We start from the raw sequence: 16,443 nt of genomic DNA, 5'->3' as shown, positions 1-16,443 counted from the left end.
CGGCGTCCTTTTTATTTTGCGCTAATTCACGCTTTAAATCTTCTCGCCAAAGACAGACACGCTTAAATCACGAATTTTTGCGCTGCCGCCTGCCTTGTCAAAACTGACATCATACTGCACTAAATTTTTGTCATATGCATATTCATACGTCACCGTATATTTGCTGGGCTGATTGGTTGCCTTGACTATGTTTTTCGCGACAATTTTTTTTGTTTTATAGTTTTCCTTTGGCAATCCGCGCGCAAATTTATGCATTTCTTTTTCATTGCCGCTGAACCTCGCCTGCAGTTCCGGCTCTAAACGCGTCATCAGCTGGCTAAAATTTTGTGCACGCAAGTCATCATAGGCAGCTTGGGCCGCCTGAGCCTGTGCTGCGCTCGGGTCAGGAATCGCATTCATCGCTTGCTGACCCAATTTCTCACAGCCGCCTAAAGCCAGCGCAGACGCCAATACAGCATATTGAAGCTTCATCATCATTCTCATCCATCTATCTAGGGCCGACATAGAAAAAAGGACGCCGAAGCGCCCTTTTTATTGATTTAAAATCAGTCTTCTTCAGGCTCATTCAAATCAGATTCATTTTCTGTATTTTCAGCAATGATTTCATCATCTGCCGTCGATTCAGCGGATGTAGCTAAAGATGCATCATCCAGCAGTTCATCATCTTCTTCCACAGCTTCAATCGCCTCTACGCCAACCAGTGTTTCATTTTCACCTAGACGGATTAAACGCACACCTTGAGCATTACGGCCAGTTTGCGCAACTTCTGACGCACGGGTACGAACCAAAGTACCGCCGTCGGAAATCAGCATCAACTCTTTAGACGCATCAATGGCAACTGCGCCGACCAGCTCGCCATTACGCTCAGAGGTCTTAATTGCAATAACGCCCTTACCGCCGCGTTTTTTGGTTGGGAAGTCATCGACTGGCGTACGCTTACCGTAACCGTTAGCAGATGCGCAAAGCACTTCGCCTGTTTCAGGCACTACCACCAAAGAAACGATGCGGCTGACAAATGCAGAATCTGCCACGTCATCATCCGAATCCGTATCTGCATCTTCTGCATCTTCCGCTTGCGCTGCACCGATAGTGACACGCATGCCGCGCACGCCTTTCGCAGAACGGCCCATTGCGCGAACATCTGTTTCAGCAAAACGGATCGCCTTGCCTTCGTTCGAGAACAGCATGATTTGCTGTTCGCCGTCAGTGATGGCTACACCAATCAAGGTGTCTTCATCATTCAGCTCAATTGCGCGTAAGCCGTTGGAACGGACATTCGAGAACTGTTCAAGTTCAACACGCTTGATCGTACCCGCTTCTGTCGCCATAAAGACATAGAAGTTTTTACGCAAGTTTTCTGCAAGTTCTGCAAATTCAGCGACAATTTCATCGTCCAAATCAGTCGTAGAAAGCTCGATACCCAGCTCTTTCAGCTGTTTGCGCAATGCATCAGAAAGGTCATCGCCATCAGCCAGTTCTGCAAACGCCGCTTCCAGCGCGTCATAATGCGCATTGACGATTTCATTTGCTTTCAGTCTTTCAGCATTCGCTTTCACGAAACTGCGGAAGTCAGCAAGACGCTCTTTGAATTTCTTCGGCGCATCAATCACCGGCAAGATTGCTGTGATGGTTTCATCAGCATCCAGCGGCAGCAGGTTCACCATCGGACGGCCTTTTGAACCGCGTGAAGCTTGCGGCACTTCAAATACTTTCAGGCGGTAAACTTTACCGACATTGGTAAAGCACAATACCGTTGCATGGTTTGATGTCACAATCAAATGCTGAATGTAATCATCCGCTTTCATTGAGGTCGCAGACTTGCCGCGGCCGCCGCGGCGCTGCGCCGCATAGTCAGAAAGCGGCTGGGTTTTTGCATATCCTGTTTGAGAAACAGTGAGCACAACCTGCTCTTCTGGAATCAAATCTTCACGCGAGAAGTCAATGCGCGACTCTACAATTTCGGTACGGCGCGCATCGCCATACTGCTGCAGAATCAATGCAAGTTCTTCTTTAATCACATTCATCAACAAATTAAAGTCATTTAAAATTGCTGTATATTCAGCAATTTGACCTAAAATTTCAGTATATTCAGCATGCAGTTTATCTTGTTCAAGGCCCGTTAAACGGTGTAAGCGCAATTCTAAAATTGCGCCAACTTGCGCTGGAGACAAACGGTAGACATTGCCTGCCAGTCCGAATGGACGGCTTAGATCTTCCCCTTCAATTTCATCTGGACGGATTGAAATTGAACCTGCTTTTTCCAGCAAAGCAACAACACCGCCCGCAGCCCACTCACCTGCCTGTAAACGCTCACGCGCTTCACTAGGGTTCGCAGACGTTTTGATGGTTTCAATAATGGCATCAATATTGGCTAAAGCAACCGTCAAACCTTCTAAGATATGGCCGCGTTCGCGCGCTTTGCGCAATTCGAACATGGTGCGGCGCGTAACCACTTCTTGGCGGTGACGGACAAAGGCCGCGATAATATCTTTCAGGTTCATCAATTTTGGCTGGCCGTTGTCCAGGCAGACCATATTGATGCTGAAAGAGTTTTCCAGCTGAGTATTTAAAAATAGATTATTGACGATCACTTCGGCGTTTTCACCGCGCTTCAAATCGATGGCGATACGCATGCCGTCTTTATCTGATTCGTCACGAAGCTCAGAAATACCTTCCAGTTTTTTCTCTTTCACTAACTCCGCAATACGCTCAATGGTTTTTGCTTTGTTAACTTGATAAGGAATTTCTGTAAATACGATTGTACCGCGGCCAGTTTTCTGGTCTTCTTCGATATGATATTTACCGCGGATATGCAAGCGCCCCTTCCCTGTCCGGTAAGCGTCTACAATGCCTGATTTGCCGTAAATAATGCCGCCTGTAGGAAAGTCTGGACCAGAGATGTGCTCCATCAATCCTTCAATGCTGATTTGCGGATTATTGGCATAGGCCAAACAAGCGTTCACAACTTCAGTCATGTTGTGCGGCGCCATATTGGTCGCCATACCGACAGCAATACCGGTTACACCGTTAATCAGCAAGTTCGGCACACGGGTTGGCATGACTTGCGGAATACGCTCAGAACCGTCGTAGTTGTCTTCCCATTCAACTGTATCTTTTTCAAGATCAGCCAATAGTTCATGGGTTAACTTGCGCATACGGACTTCGGTATAACGCATCGCCGCAGCGCTGTCGCCGTCGACCGAACCGAAGTTGCCCTGACCATCAACCAATTGATAGCGCAAGCTGAAATCCTGCGCCATACGGACGATGGTTTCATAAACGGCGGAGTCACCATGCGGGTGATATTTACCGATCACGTCACCGACTACACGGGCAGATTTTTTGTACGCTTTGTTGTAGTCATTGCCCAGCTCGTGCATTGCGAAAAGCACACGGCGGTGAACAGGTTTTAGACCATCCCGCACATCCGGCAATGCACGCGATACAATTACGCTCATCGCATAATCGAGATATGAACTTTTGAGTTCATCCTCAATGGCAATCGGTCTAATTTCCGATACGCTCATGCATACTCCTTATTATACAGGTAAAAATGACCCGCATTTATATGTCGTAAATCCAGCTAAAATTTCACTCAAAAGCATGAGTCAAAATGTAAAATACAGCCGTAAATTATAGCATGAACAGCCTCTTCCTGTGAGTTTTTTAAGGTCGCTTATTTAACTAATTTTCTTTCTTTTCATATATTATACGTAGAATGCTTTTTCCAACAATTTAGAAAATATGTCCAAAAACTATAACTACCGTGTTTCCAAAAAAAATTTCAAAAAGCTTAACAGCATGAATGACCATATGCTTTTTGGAGTTGGGCGAATGTTTACAAATGAACCTTTTTCAGACACATATCATCAAGAAATTTTCCCAATTAAAATTAAGCATAAAAAAATTTGTAAAGCATATATCAAAGACGTCGTTATACCGAATTATTTAAATTTCTTATATGATCAAGTGCATGATAATTTCCCTGATCTTCAAATAGAAAACTTTACGTGCCATACCACAAAAATTAAATCCTTAGAACTCGAATCCCACATTAAGGACAAACTCAAATATTCATTAATAAAATTACAGCCTGATTTGAATCTAGACAAAATTTTTCAGCATGGCCTTCATTACATCGCATGGAAAGTTACTGATAATATTATGTTTATGAATAATGATTGGAACTTAGATTTCCCAACATGGAAATGTGAAATTTGCTTTCAGAAAATAAGCTACAGCCTCTTAATCATGCATTTAACACATGGTCTCGTCATTATCTCGTTTTTATCTCAAACATCATAAAAAAACGCTCCAAAAGGAGCGTTCTTTACACATATCCAAGAATTAGATTTTAGAAACCAATTCCGGAACTACAGTGTTCAAGTCACCGACTAACCAGTAGTCAGCTACTGCATTGATAGGCGCTTCTTCGTCTTTGTTGATCGCTACGATCACTTTAGACTCTTTCATGCCTGCCAAGTGCTGAATCGCACCTGAGATACCTACAGCAATATACAGTTCTGGCGCAACGATTTTACCCGTTTGACCAACTTGCATGTCGTTTGGTACGAAGCCAGCATCTACTGCAGCACGTGACGCACCTTGAGCAGCACCTAGCTTGTCAGCCAATGGGTCAAGCACAGTGTGATAGTTTTCACCTGAACCAACACCACGGCCGCCAGATACAACAATGCGAGCAGCTGTTAATTCTGGACGTTCAGATTTCACGATTTCTTCTGAAACGAACTTAGAAATGCCAGCATCGCCAGTTGATGCAACAGCTTCAACGGCAGCAGAACCGCCTTCAGCAGCAACTGGATCAAATGCAGTACCACGTACAGTTGCAACAACGATTGATTCGTCAGATTGAACTGTAGCAATCGCGTTGCCAGCATAGATAGGACGCTTGAATGTATTTGCTGAATCGACTGCAATAATGTCAGTGATCATGCTGACATCAAGAAGCGCAGCTGCGCGAGGCAGAATGTTTTTACCAGTTGTTGTAGACGCAGCAAGAATGTGCGAATAGCCGGAACCGATAGAAGCAACTAATTTAGCTACGTTTTCAGCCAATTGGTTTGCATAAGCCGCGTCGTCAGCAAGCAATACTTTGCTTACGCCCGCAACTTTAGCCGCTTGGTCTGCAACCGCTTGCGCGCCTGAACCAGCAACCAATACAGTGATATCACCACCGATTTTTTGCGCTGCAGCAACAACGTTAAGAGTTGCACCGTTCAGTGCTTTGTTGTCGTGCTCAGCGATAACTAAAATACTCATGATTTTATCCTTCTGTATTAGATCACTTTCGCTTCATTTTTCAATTTTTCTACAAGCTCGTCCACAGACTTCACTTGTACGCCAGCTTTGCGTTCTGCAGGCGCTTCAACTTTAACAGTTTTAAGCTTCGTTGCAGGTGTAACGCCAAAATCAGCCGGTGACTTGGTATCCAGCGGTTTTTTACGCGCTTTCATGATGTTTGGAAGCGCTGCATAGCGAGGCTCATTCAAACGTAAGTCAGTAGTGATGATTGCAGGAAGCGCAAGCTCTACAGTTTGCAAACCGCCGTCAATTTCACGAGTCACTTGCACTTTGTCGCCGTCAACTTTAACTTCTGAAGCGAAAGTACCTTGGCCTGCACCAAGAAGAGCGCCAAGCATTTGGCCAACTTGGTTAGAGTCGTCATCAATCGCTTGCTTGCCAAGAAGAATCAATTGAGGCTGTTCAGCATCAACTACGCCTTTAAGAATTTTAGCAACTTCAAGCGCGCCCAGCTGGCTGTCATCCGCTTCAACCAGGATGCCGCGGTCAGCGCCAAGCGCCATAGAAGAACGGATTTGTTCTTGCGCTTCTTTAGGACCAATAGAAACAACAACGATTTCTGAAACAGTCCCTTTTTCTTTTAAGCGAACCGCTTCTTCCACTGCGATTTCACAGAATGGGTTGATTGACATTTTAACGTTCGTTAAGTCAACACCACTGTTGTCCGGTTTAACACGGACTTTAACGTTGGCATCAACCACACGTTTTACAGCAACAAGAGCCTTCATGTAATCCTCGGCTGTTTTAGCAAATGTAAATATTGAGAAAAGTTATATTAACTCTTCACTTTAAATTTTTTAGGTGCCCTATCTTGCAATGCACATGGCATTTGGGTCAAGTCACAATTATCGAAAGACCTGTAAAAATGCGTAATTTTCCTTGAACTTAACGTTCACACTTTTTCCGGACTATTTTATTTCATTGTTTTAGCAAAAGATTCAGTCAATTTTTAACCATTGATTTTTATTATCTTTTTACTTGATGAGCTTCATCAAAAGTTTTGATTTAATCGTTCTTTCAAATCAGCCATTCATCTTGTTTATGCAGAAATGTCCTGCCGGCATATCATCTGCCTTTATGTCATTTAGGATAGATGCTCTATATTTGCAGCATTTTCTTCAAACATTCATCTTTCTGTAAAATACAAAATTACAGCAGCATTTATGTGCATTGAAGCTTTACTGGTTCAAGCTTAGTGCATTGCAGAATTGAACAACCCAAAAGCCTGCTGAATTCAGCAGGCTTTTTAGCCGCTCAAACAGAAAGTTCAGCACTCGGACAGGCATATTAATTCGCCATCAGCCACGCTGCGGCCAGTCCCAATAAGCCGCCCGATGCGCCATCTATCCACTTCTGCTTACGTTCATCAATATGGGTTTTCTGGCTGATTTTGCTGAAAATCAGGCTCAAAGCGCAGTACACCACAAAAATCAGGCCAATAAACACGAAAGACAGGATAAGACCTTGCGTGACCGTATTGCCTGACTGATCGATAAATTGCGGCAAGATCGCAAAATAGATGAGCATGCCTTTCGGATTGAGCAGCGCAGTAAAGAACCCTTTTTTGATGGGGTTTGAACTGCTGTGATTTTCAACAGACAATTTTTTATTGCTGAACACCGATTTGATCAAATGCGTTGCTAAATAAAGCAAATAGGCAATGCCAAGCCAGCGGATGGCTTCAAACAAAACTGGAAAAGACACAATAATCGCCGCGATACCCAGCGCCACTAAAACAGAATGCACCAAATAGCCAAAACAAATACCTACAGTCGCCATTATGCCTGCTTTTGCATCTTTGCCCATGACTTGAGACAGAATGAACAGCATATCTGGCCCTGGGGTAAAAATTAGCGGTGTAACCGTTAGTGCAAAGAGTACTAATACAGACATTTCCTTTTCCTATCACTGTATTGATGGAGAAAAATAGTATCTGCGAATTGATCTAAAATAGGATTTCATTTATTCTAATTTTATTATTAATTTTAGAATTATATTCTAATTTATGAAGATTTCTTCTAAATCTGTTCTAGTCAAACTAGATCGAATCGATAAAAATATCATTCATGGCCTGCAGAACAATGGCCGGATGCAAAACAACGATCTTGCGCGCGAAGTTGGCCTATCGCCTTCGTCCTGCTTGCGGCGCGTGAAATTGCTGGAAGAGGCCGGCGTCATTCAAAGCTACACCACAGTGGTCGATCCGCAAAAAATCGGCTTTCAGCTGCTGCTGTTTTCCCGCATTTGGCTGGTCGGCCAAGATGCCGAAACGATTGATACCTTCATTGAAGCGATGAAAGAACTGCCGCAAGTGATGGAATGCTACATTATTTTAGGGGAATGCGATGCCATGCTGAAAGTGGTTGTGCCGGATTTAGAAAGCTACCGTAAATTTCAATCCACGCATTTAACCAAACGCAACGGCATTACCAGTGTAAAAACAGATGTTCCGAGCCAGATCGTTAAGCAAAGCTATCAGCTGCCTTTGGAAGATTTATGATGCAAAACTGCCCAAACACTAAACCGCCAGTCATTTTAGAAACTGCACGGCTGATTCTCAGACCGTGGAAAACTGAAGATTTGGCGCCATTTGCGCACATGAATGCCAATGCTCAAGTCATGCAGCATTTTCCACAGATGCTGAACACACAAAAAAGCGATGCGCTGGCAAAAAAATTTCAGCAGCAGATAAATTTAAACGGCTGGGGATTCTGGGCGCTGGAATTAAAGCAAACGGGACAGTTTATTGGATTTACTGGGCTGCATTTTCAGCCGGACTTATTTGAATTTTCTCCATGTACTGAAATTGGCTGGCGCTTAGCTGCCGAATTTTGGCATCAAGGCTACGCCACTGAAGCAGCGGACGAATGCCTAAGATTCGCCTTTGAGGTTTTGCAGCTAAAAACAGTGAAAGCATTCACGGCCGTTCAAAATAAAGCGTCTGAAAATGTGATGCTGCGTTTAGGCATGCAGCATCAGGGCTATTTCAATCACCCGAAACTGAATTCAAATAGCCCCTTACTGCGTCACACGCTGTATTGCATTAAACAGGCTGATTTTCTAAAAAATCACGGTGAATATGGCTTAAATCAATCAATTCATATTGAGCCAGCTCAAAGATTTGCCAAACCTCAATAAAGTCCTGCTTAGAGTCAAAAGAAGCCGTCGGAGATTGCGTTTCTTGCCATTGCAAGTCAGAAATCCAAAGATAAGCCTTTTGTGTATCTGCATGAATGGCTTGCACTTTACCATTGGCATTCACCCCCTGCACAACTGCATTTACAGGAAGGGACGGCTCAATATTGGGCAAACTGATTTCCACAAAATGCTTCACTTGCCGAAGGCCATAACCAGCAAAAATCTCTTTTTGTTTAGAGCTGAGCTGATCATACTTTTCTTGAATATCCAAAATCATTTCTTTTGCCTAGTTTTCAATTAAATTCTTGATGCGCATTTTTTGGAACAGCAACGATTCCTCTGTTCGCTTAAGCGGATCCTACGCATTGATGGATTCTTTTATACGTGAAAAATTGCCTTTTTTTTATTCTACATTAGTGCAAGCATCACTATTAATCGCATCTAAATATTTACTTTCGAATAATTTATGTTCTTTGCGCGCTTTTGTCTAGATTTCTTAGATATTGTTACCGCTTTTTAATCATTTCAAAATTAATTGAAATTTAATGCATGTTTACTGTGCAATAACCTATTCAAATATGCACAAAACCCTGCAGCAATCATTTTTTCATTCAAAAAATAGCTCATAACATCAACATCTTCGATGGCACAACACTTGCATTGCTTCTCTGATCAAATACGATCACCAAGGAAAACAGCTGTGCTGAACTTTAAAAAAATTATTCTACTTATATCGCTTTCTGTATTTTTAAGCGCCTGTAACGATTCAGATGAATCAGCATCCAATGCAGATCATGAAACTCTAAAACCAATTGCATTTACCCCGGTTGAAGCCAGTATTGCCAGTGTGCATCAATCGATTCAAAGCAAAGGCGCCAGCTGTGTTCAAATTGTGCAAAGCTATTTAGACCGAATTGCAGCTTATGATAAAAAAGGCCCCGCATTAAACAGCATTATTTCTGTTAATCCGTCCGCGCTCACAGATGCTCAAGCCCTTGACGATTATTATGCACGGACAGGCCAACTCAAAGGCCCGCTTCATTGTGTAACGGTGCTGCCCAAAGATAATATTGATGCCATGAACATGGCAAATACCGCTGGATCACCCGCCCTGAAAGACAATTTCCCAAAAGATGATGCCTATATCATTCATAAAATTAAAGAAAATGGCGGCATTATTTTAGGTAAAGCCAATTTAGATGAATTTGCTTTTGGTTTTGGCGGTAAATCCAGCCATGAAAATGGCGGCCAAGCTAAAAATGCTTATGACCTGACGAAAGGGCCTGGCGGTTCATCTGCAGGTACTGGCGCCGCGATTAATGCCAGTTTAGCCTTAATTGGCATTGGCACAGATACTGGCGGTTCTATTCGTATTCCTTCCGCCGTGCAAGGCTTGGTTGGCCTACGCCCTTCACTTCGCCTAGTCAGTCAAGACGGTATTATTCCTTTGGCGCCTACTCAAGATACTGCAGGCCCAATGTGCCGCAAAGCAATCGACTGCGCTATTCTAATGGATAGCTTAACTGGGTACGATCCATCCCCATCGTCTAATCAGCGCAATGATTTTGACCGTCTTGCCCCTTTAGTCGCTTCCGAAAAGGAATACCGTACTTTGTTTTCTGTACCAAGTACTTATGTTCCAGCAGAAACTGCATCATTACAAGGCAAACGCATTGGCCTAGTTCGGGCACTCTATGCACAGCCCAACACCCGCGGCGTGATGAGTGAAGATGGCCAGCTGGTTAATGAAGCCATGGATCAGGCAGTAGAAAAAATGAAAACTGCCGGCGCGATTGTCGAAGAAGTAGACATTGAAGATTTAGCCAATATTTTAACCAAATACTCCAGCCTTTCTGCCTATGAGTTTAAGACATCACTGAGTGCTTATTTAAAAACCACGCAAAGCATTTTTCAATCTTATGCAGACCTGCAAAAAAGCGGCCTGATGATTGCAACTTTCAATAATTATGACCGTGACCCAACTGCAGCATCCTTTATTGAAGGCTATCATCTCAATACTGTGATACGCGCGCCGCATGTTCGCGGAAATCTCAATGCAGCCCTAGATCATACAGACTTAAACGGTGTATTTAAGGGAACAAGCTACGATGCCTTGGCCTATCCAACCATGACTGCTTTAGCTGCCGATCTAGGCAACAGCCCATCTGCTGGAACGAATAACCGCCTCAGTCCATTTAGCGGCTTCCCGTCGCTTTCGATGCCGGCTAAAACAGTGACATCATCACGCAGCAGCTATCCAATGAACGTCAATATTGAATTCATCGCACGTGAATTTGATGAACCAACATTGTTGAATATTGCGGCAGCTTTTGAGAAAGTAAATCCTGCACGCCAAGTCCCTGTTCATACCCCGGCGCTATAATGCTTTGCTAAAAAATAAATGAGGAGTTTCATGCTCCTCGTTTATTTTTTAGCTGCCCGCGGGTGCGCCTGATCATAAACTTTCGCCAAATGATCAAAATCTACATGGGTATAAATTTGAGTCGTGGTTAAATTGCTGTGTCCCAGCATTTCCTGTACCGCGCGTAAGTCCCCGCTATTGGACAGCATATGGCTGGCAAAGCAATGACGCAGCAAATGCGGATGCAAATCCACATTTACACCTGCCCGCTGCGCTTGAAATTTCACCCGGTTTTCAATTTGCCTCGCGCCTAAAGGATTGCCTTTTTGGGTAATAAACACATTAGCCTCGGGTACAAAATCACCGTGCCATAATGGATACACCTGCAGCCAATTCATGACAGCTTCTTTGGCTTTTGCGCCAAACGGCACAATACGGGTTTTATTCCCCTTACCGGTAATGCGCAGCAGCTGCCGGTTAAAATCAACATCTTTGATCCGCAGCGACTGCACTTCCGCCAAGCGCAGCCCGCTGGAATACAGCAGTTCCAAAATCGCTTTATCCCGCAGCCACATTTGCTGCTGCACCTCTGTTTCTGGCGCTGGCTGATCCAAAATTTGATTGACCGTTTCGATATCCACTAAACCCGGCAAAGGGCGGGACTGACGCTTTAGCTGAAAATTATCGGCAGGGTTGAAGCGCATATATTCACTGTGCTCTGCCCATTTCATAAATTGACGGATCGCGGACAGCATGCGCTGCAAACTGCTGGAACTGAGTTGATGGCGCTCGACCTTGTATGCCAAATATTCACGCAGATCCGAGGTTTCTAGATCTGATAACGGAAGATTCCGTTTGCCGCAAAATAGAATAAAGTCCGAAACATCGCGCTCATAAGCCTGCAGGGTATGCGCAGACTGATTTTGAATTTCCCGTTCTTTGAGCCACATGGCCAGCAATGCAAATGCATCTATTTTAGAGGACATACTCCCGCCTCATACGCTGCTTTCTAACGCATGCAAATATTCGGTGACGAATTCAGCAACTTCCGATGCATGCTGCGCTGCAAATAAATGATCGCCATGTTGAATAATATACAGTGTTGAATGTTGAAATTTCTGATTTAAGTACCGTCCGACTGCAACTGGACTGATCAAATCTGCATCGCCCCACAACAGCAGCACTTCTTGCTTAATCTTAGATAATTGGCTGGCGTAATCCAAATGAACAGCAGCAAACCAGTCGGGATAATTTAAAAATTGATTATTGTATGCGCTCCGCCAATCTTCAACCTGGAAAGGACTTAAATCAATACCGCCTGAAGTCGCAATGAGCACCAGCCCTTTCACCAGCTCAGGCTTCTGCAGTGCAGCCTGCAGCGCCAATATGCCTCCCATTGATTGCGCGATAATTACGCACGGCTGACCCACCTGTGCCAGCACATGACGGCTCAGGCTATCAAAATCATAGACACTTTCCTGCATGGGCACTGAACCAAAGCCGGGATAGCCAATAACGTGCTTGGAATAGCGCTCTGGCAATAAGGCCATTAATGGCTGCCAAAATTCAAGGCTGCCGGATGCGCCAGGAAGAAATATCAATGGTGTCATTCAAGTTCAAGGCAAATGCATTCTTTTATACAGCATAACTGGTTTACAGGCATAAAAAAGCACCATCTTACGACCGTGCTTTTTTATTGCTTAATTTGGCTTTAACCTTGGAAATAGCTCAAATCCAAACGGCCTTCGTAGACATTTGCAGTCGGACCGGTCATCCAAACCACATCGCCTTCGCGCCATTCAATTTGCAGTTTGCCGCCAGCCAATTCAATTTCCACTGAATTTGCCAATAATCCACGGCGCATGCCTGAAACAGCTGCCGCGCAAGCGCCTGTACCGCAAGCCAAAGTCTCGCCGACACCGCGCTCAAAAACACGCAGACGCGCATGCTTTTCATCAATGATCTGCATAAAGCCCGCATTCACCCGCGCTGGAAACCGCTCATGCGACTCCAGCTGCGGGCCTAAACGCGCAACATCTGCCTGAATCACATCAGGGACAATCGTCACGGCATGCGGATTGCCCATATTCACAACATCAATCGTGAGCTGTTCACCATCAGGCAAGCGAATGTCATATAAATTTTCAGGCTCTTCCGCAAGAAATGGAATATCATGCGGCAGGAATTTAGGATATCCCATATTCACGCGGACCCAGCCATTCTGCCCCAGTTCCGGCTCTACAATGCCGGCCTTGGTCTGCACTTTCATTTTGGTTTTACTGGTCAGCTTACGCTCATGCACAAAGCGCGCAAAGCAGCGCACGCCATTGCCGCATTGTTCAACTTCAGAACCGTCTGCATTGAAAATACGGTATTTAAAATCGACATTCGGCATATCGGGCGGCTCAACAATCAAAAGCTGATCAAAACCAATGCCAAAATGGCGGTCTGCCAAACGCTGAATAGTCATCGTGTCTAAAAATGCACGCTGACTGATTAAGTCCAGCACCAAAAAGTCATTGCCTAGGCCATGCATTTTAGTAAATTCTAATAGCATCTCGAATTACTCCTTAAGGCAACAGGCGTTCGCGTTCCCACAATGATTCGATGCTTTCGCGCTCACGAATCAAATGCGGCTGATCAGCATCGACCATCACTTCAGCAGCGCGGCCGCGGCTGTTGTAATTAGAACTCATCACAAAGCCGTATGCACCGGCGCCCAGCACTGCAAGAATGTCATTTTCCTGAATTGCAAGCTCACGCTCTTTCCCTAAGAAATCGCCCGTTTCACAGATTGCGCCAACCACATCCCACTCTTTCGCTTCAGTATCGCTACGCGGCGTCACTTCCTGAATATCCATCCATGCTTCGTATAAAGCTGGACGGATCAAGTCATTCATGGCGGCATCAATAATGGCAAAGTTGCGGTGATTGGTCGGTTTCAGCAAATCGACTTTGGTCAGCAGCACGCCTGCATTGGCCGAGATGCTGCGGCCCGGCTCCATATAGACCTTCATGCCTAATTTTTCTAACGCCGGCTTCATGGCATTGGCATATTCTTCGACGGACGGAGGAGTCTCATCCTTATAGGTGACACCTAAGCCGCCGCCAATATCGATATGCTTAAGATTGATGCCCAATTCTTTGAGTTTCTCAATCATCACCATCACGCGGTCTAAAGCATCCACAAAAGGCTGGGTTTCTGTCAGCTGTGAACCGATGTGGCAGTCAATGCCGACGACATCTAAATTGGGCAATGACGCTGCATATTGATATGTTTCATACACGCTGTCAGATGGAATGCCGAATTTATTTTCTTTTAAGCCCGTCGAAATATACGGATGGGTTTTGGCATCCACATCTGGATTGACGCGCAGCGAAATGGGCGCTTTTTTGCCTAGTTTCGCCGCTACTTTCTGAATGCGGTCCAGCTCTGCAGAAGATTCGACATTAAAGCAGGCAATCCCCACTTCCAGCGCTTTTTGAATATCAGCTTCTGTTTTGCCTAGGCCCGAAAATACAATTTTCGATGCATCGCCGCCCGCTTTTAAAACCCGCGCCAGCTCGCCGCCCGTCACAATATCAAAGCCGGCGCCCAGCTTGGCCAATACATTCAATACCGCAAGATTAGAGTTTGACTTGACCGCAAAGCAAATTTGATGATCGATAAAGCTGAATGCACGGTCCATATCTAAATAATGCTTTTCAAAAGTTGCTTTTGAATAAACATAAAGCGGCGTACCAAATTGCTCTGCGAGCTGCTGTAGAGAACATTGCTCTGCGTGCAAAACCCCATTAATGCGGGTAAAACTCATGAATGTATCCTTGCTTTTAAGAGTTAAGGTGTAGTGGTGGAATTCGAATCTTCAGGCGCAGCTGGCGGCTGAACTGGAGCCTGTTCAGGCTGCTCCGCAGATTTTTGTGACGCTTCTGCATCTGAATAAAGCAAATATTTTGCACGTTTATCGTGGTTCTGATCGTTCGGCAGCTGCAAAGCGCCCGACTGACCGCAGCCCGTGAAAGCAAAACCCACGGCGCATAAACTCATGCAGCAAATGACTTGGCGCATCTGTTCACCTATCCATATTTTCAAAGAAGTATAGCGCAATCGCTTGGCTGACCGAAGCGCTAAACGCTAGAGATTATCGTCACTCATAAAAAAACGCCAGTCTAAGGCTGGCGTTTTTTTATTTTACTTGAATTATTTGTGTTTCGGTTTATAGAAACCAAAGTAACCGATAATCAAAAGAATAAACCAGATTGGGCTGACCATCAGCGCTTTCATCGTATCTGCTTCTAAAGACAGCACGTAAATCATGCCGATAAAGAAGATGATGACCACCCAGCAGGTAAACAAGCCGCCAGGAAGCTTAAAGGTTGATTTCGCATGCAGCTCTGGGCGTGTTTTGTAATAAACAATGTAGCTCCAGATAATCATCAGCCATACGCAGATAAACAAAATCGTTGATAATGTCGTTGCTAAGGTAAATGCTTCAACTGTATTGGGCACAAAATACTGCAGCGCTGCACCCAACAGCAAACATACTGCAGAGAAGTACAATGCATTGGCTGGAACAGCGCGGCTATTCAAATGGCCAAAGGCTTTCGGGCCTTGCTCTTCACGCGACAAGCCAAACAGCATGCGGGATGTTGAGAACACGCCGCTGTTCATAGAAGACATGACTGATGACAGCACCACCAAGTTCATAATAATGGCCGCCGCCGCAATGCCCGCCTGGCTGAATAAATTCACGAACGGGGAAACCGTCGGGTCAATTCGATTCCAAGGCGTGACTGACATGACAATCACCAAAGCCAGCACATAGAAAATAATGATGCGGACTGGAATTGAATTCACTGCTTTCGGCAAGTTTTTCTCAGGATCTTTGGTTTCGGCAGCGGTAGTACCTACCAGTTCCACACCCACAAAGGCAAAGATGGCAATCTGAAAGCCCGCCAGGAAGCCCGTGACGCCTGTAGGGAATAAACCGCCATGCGACCAAAGATGAGAAAACGCAGCAACTTCACCTGTCGTTGACGTAAAGCCGGTAAAGATCATCCACAGACCGACACCAATTAAGACCACAATGGCAATAATTTTAATCAGCGCAAACCAAAATTCCAACTCACCAAACAGTTTTACGGTAACAAGGTTCAGCCCCATAATAAACACAATGGCGGCGATACTGATCATCACCCCTTCCCCAGGCGTGAAAGGTATGCCTCCATTAAAGAACTGCAGGTAATAAATAATTGCGGACAAATCTGCAATGCCGATGGTGATCCAGCACAGCCAATAGGTCCAGCCGACAAAATATCCTGCCCAAGGGCCAATCAAATCAGTCGAAAAATCGATGAATGATTTGTAATGAAGGTTAGACAATAACAATTCGCCCAGCGCACGCATGACGAAAAACACCATAAAACCAATAATCATGTAAATCAGTAAAATGGATGGACCAGCCAAGCTGATCGTTTTACCTGACCCCATGAATAAACCAGTACCAATTGCGCCGCCAATAGCAATCAATTGCAGATGGCGGTTAGATAAACTTCGCTTTAGTTCACTATCTTCGGTAGTCGAACTGAGGTTTTCATTTGACATTGTTATTTTGTCTCTC

15 protein-coding genes are annotated in these 16,443 nt (G+C 44.8%); 3 read left to right on the top strand and 12 right to left on the bottom strand.

Annotated elements, in window-relative coordinates:
* Positions 1-33 precede the first annotated feature (33 nt).
* The 5 genes from JZ784_RS08390 to JZ784_RS08370 all read right to left on the bottom strand — a co-directional run bounded on the left by JZ784_RS08390 (position 34) and on the right by JZ784_RS08370 (position 7,215).
* The gene (locus JZ784_RS08390; RefSeq protein ID WP_130147015.1) at positions 34-471 is read right to left on the bottom strand and encodes a DUF5065 family protein; all 438 of its coding nucleotides are present in this window, start codon (positions 469-471) and stop codon (positions 34-36) included.
* Between the two features lie 74 nt (positions 472-545).
* The gene (gene gyrA / locus JZ784_RS08385; protein WP_346314530.1) at positions 546-3,527 is read right to left on the bottom strand and encodes a DNA gyrase subunit A; all 2,982 of its coding nucleotides are present in this window, start codon (positions 3,525-3,527) and stop codon (positions 546-548) included.
* 820 nt (positions 3,528-4,347) lie between these two features.
* Positions 4,348-5,280: an FAD-binding protein gene (locus JZ784_RS08380; RefSeq protein WP_346314529.1), complete on the bottom strand. Its 933-nt coding sequence runs from the start codon at positions 5,278-5,280 to the stop codon at positions 4,348-4,350.
* Positions 5,281-5,297: 17 nt separating this feature from the next.
* Complete coding sequence (locus JZ784_RS08375; RefSeq protein WP_005008590.1) at positions 5,298-6,050, bottom strand: electron transfer flavoprotein subunit beta/FixA family protein; 753 nt, start codon at positions 6,048-6,050, stop codon at positions 5,298-5,300.
* Positions 6,051-6,609: 559 nt separating this feature from the next.
* Positions 6,610-7,215 carry a LysE family translocator gene (locus JZ784_RS08370; RefSeq protein WP_346314528.1) on the bottom strand — a complete coding sequence of 202 codons (606 nt, stop codon included), beginning with the start codon at positions 7,213-7,215 and terminating at the stop codon, positions 6,610-6,612.
* A gap of 112 nt (positions 7,216-7,327) precedes the next feature.
* Here JZ784_RS08370 and JZ784_RS08365 point away from each other — a divergent pair, with 112 nt between their 5' ends.
* Both JZ784_RS08365 and JZ784_RS08360 read left to right on the top strand, forming a co-directional pair.
* Positions 7,328-7,822, top strand: a complete 495-nt coding sequence (locus tag JZ784_RS08365) for an Lrp/AsnC family transcriptional regulator (protein WP_346314527.1) — start codon at positions 7,328-7,330, stop codon at positions 7,820-7,822.
* Positions 7,819-8,460 (top strand): GNAT family N-acetyltransferase, encoded by a 642-nt coding sequence (locus JZ784_RS08360; protein ID WP_346314526.1) that lies wholly within the window; start codon positions 7,819-7,821, stop codon positions 8,458-8,460. Before JZ784_RS08365 ends, JZ784_RS08360 begins: the two co-directional genes overlap by 4 nt.
* Here the strand turns inward: JZ784_RS08360 and JZ784_RS08355 are convergent.
* Positions 8,366-8,737 (bottom strand): hypothetical protein, encoded by a 372-nt coding sequence (locus tag JZ784_RS08355; protein WP_005008580.1) that lies wholly within the window; start codon positions 8,735-8,737, stop codon positions 8,366-8,368. The genes JZ784_RS08360 and JZ784_RS08355 overlap by 95 nt on opposite strands.
* A 423-nt stretch (positions 8,738-9,160) precedes the next feature.
* Here JZ784_RS08355 and JZ784_RS08350 point away from each other — a divergent pair, with 423 nt between their 5' ends.
* Positions 9,161-10,843 (top strand): amidase family protein, encoded by a 1,683-nt coding sequence (locus JZ784_RS08350; protein ID WP_346314525.1) that lies wholly within the window; start codon positions 9,161-9,163, stop codon positions 10,841-10,843.
* A 41-nt stretch (positions 10,844-10,884) separates the two neighbouring features.
* On the opposite strand, the gene xerA is transcribed toward JZ784_RS08350, so the two are convergent.
* From xerA to JZ784_RS08320, 6 genes are all read right to left on the bottom strand, one after another.
* The gene (gene xerA / locus JZ784_RS08345) at positions 10,885-11,808 is read right to left on the bottom strand and encodes a site-specific tyrosine recombinase/integron integrase (RefSeq protein ID WP_346314524.1); all 924 of its coding nucleotides are present in this window, start codon (positions 11,806-11,808) and stop codon (positions 10,885-10,887) included.
* 9 nt (positions 11,809-11,817) lie between these two features.
* Positions 11,818-12,432, bottom strand: coding sequence for an alpha/beta hydrolase (locus JZ784_RS08340; RefSeq protein WP_346314523.1), 615 nt, complete (start codon positions 12,430-12,432; stop codon positions 11,818-11,820).
* Positions 12,433-12,533: 101 nt separating this feature from the next.
* The gene (gene dapF, locus JZ784_RS08335; RefSeq protein WP_346314522.1) at positions 12,534-13,379 is read right to left on the bottom strand and encodes a diaminopimelate epimerase; all 846 of its coding nucleotides are present in this window, start codon (positions 13,377-13,379) and stop codon (positions 12,534-12,536) included.
* A 13-nt stretch (positions 13,380-13,392) separates the two neighbouring features.
* Positions 13,393-14,637, bottom strand: a complete 1,245-nt coding sequence (gene lysA, locus JZ784_RS08330) for a diaminopimelate decarboxylase (RefSeq protein ID WP_346314521.1) — start codon at positions 14,635-14,637, stop codon at positions 13,393-13,395.
* 23 nt (positions 14,638-14,660) lie between these two features.
* A complete protein-coding gene (locus JZ784_RS08325; RefSeq protein ID WP_346314520.1) occupies positions 14,661-14,891 on the bottom strand; it encodes a lipoprotein in 231 nt (76 codons plus the stop codon).
* Between the two features lie 132 nt (positions 14,892-15,023).
* Positions 15,024-16,427: an amino acid permease gene (locus JZ784_RS08320; RefSeq protein WP_130146610.1), complete on the bottom strand. Its 1,404-nt coding sequence runs from the start codon at positions 16,425-16,427 to the stop codon at positions 15,024-15,026.
* Positions 16,428-16,443 lie beyond the last annotated feature (16 nt).

Origin of the sequence: Acinetobacter sp. CWB-B33 (assembly GCF_039655955.1) — a bacterium.
Taxonomy (GTDB): domain Bacteria; phylum Pseudomonadota; class Gammaproteobacteria; order Pseudomonadales; family Moraxellaceae; genus Acinetobacter; species Acinetobacter bouvetii.
This window is presented reverse-complemented; position numbering and strand designations above follow the sequence as displayed.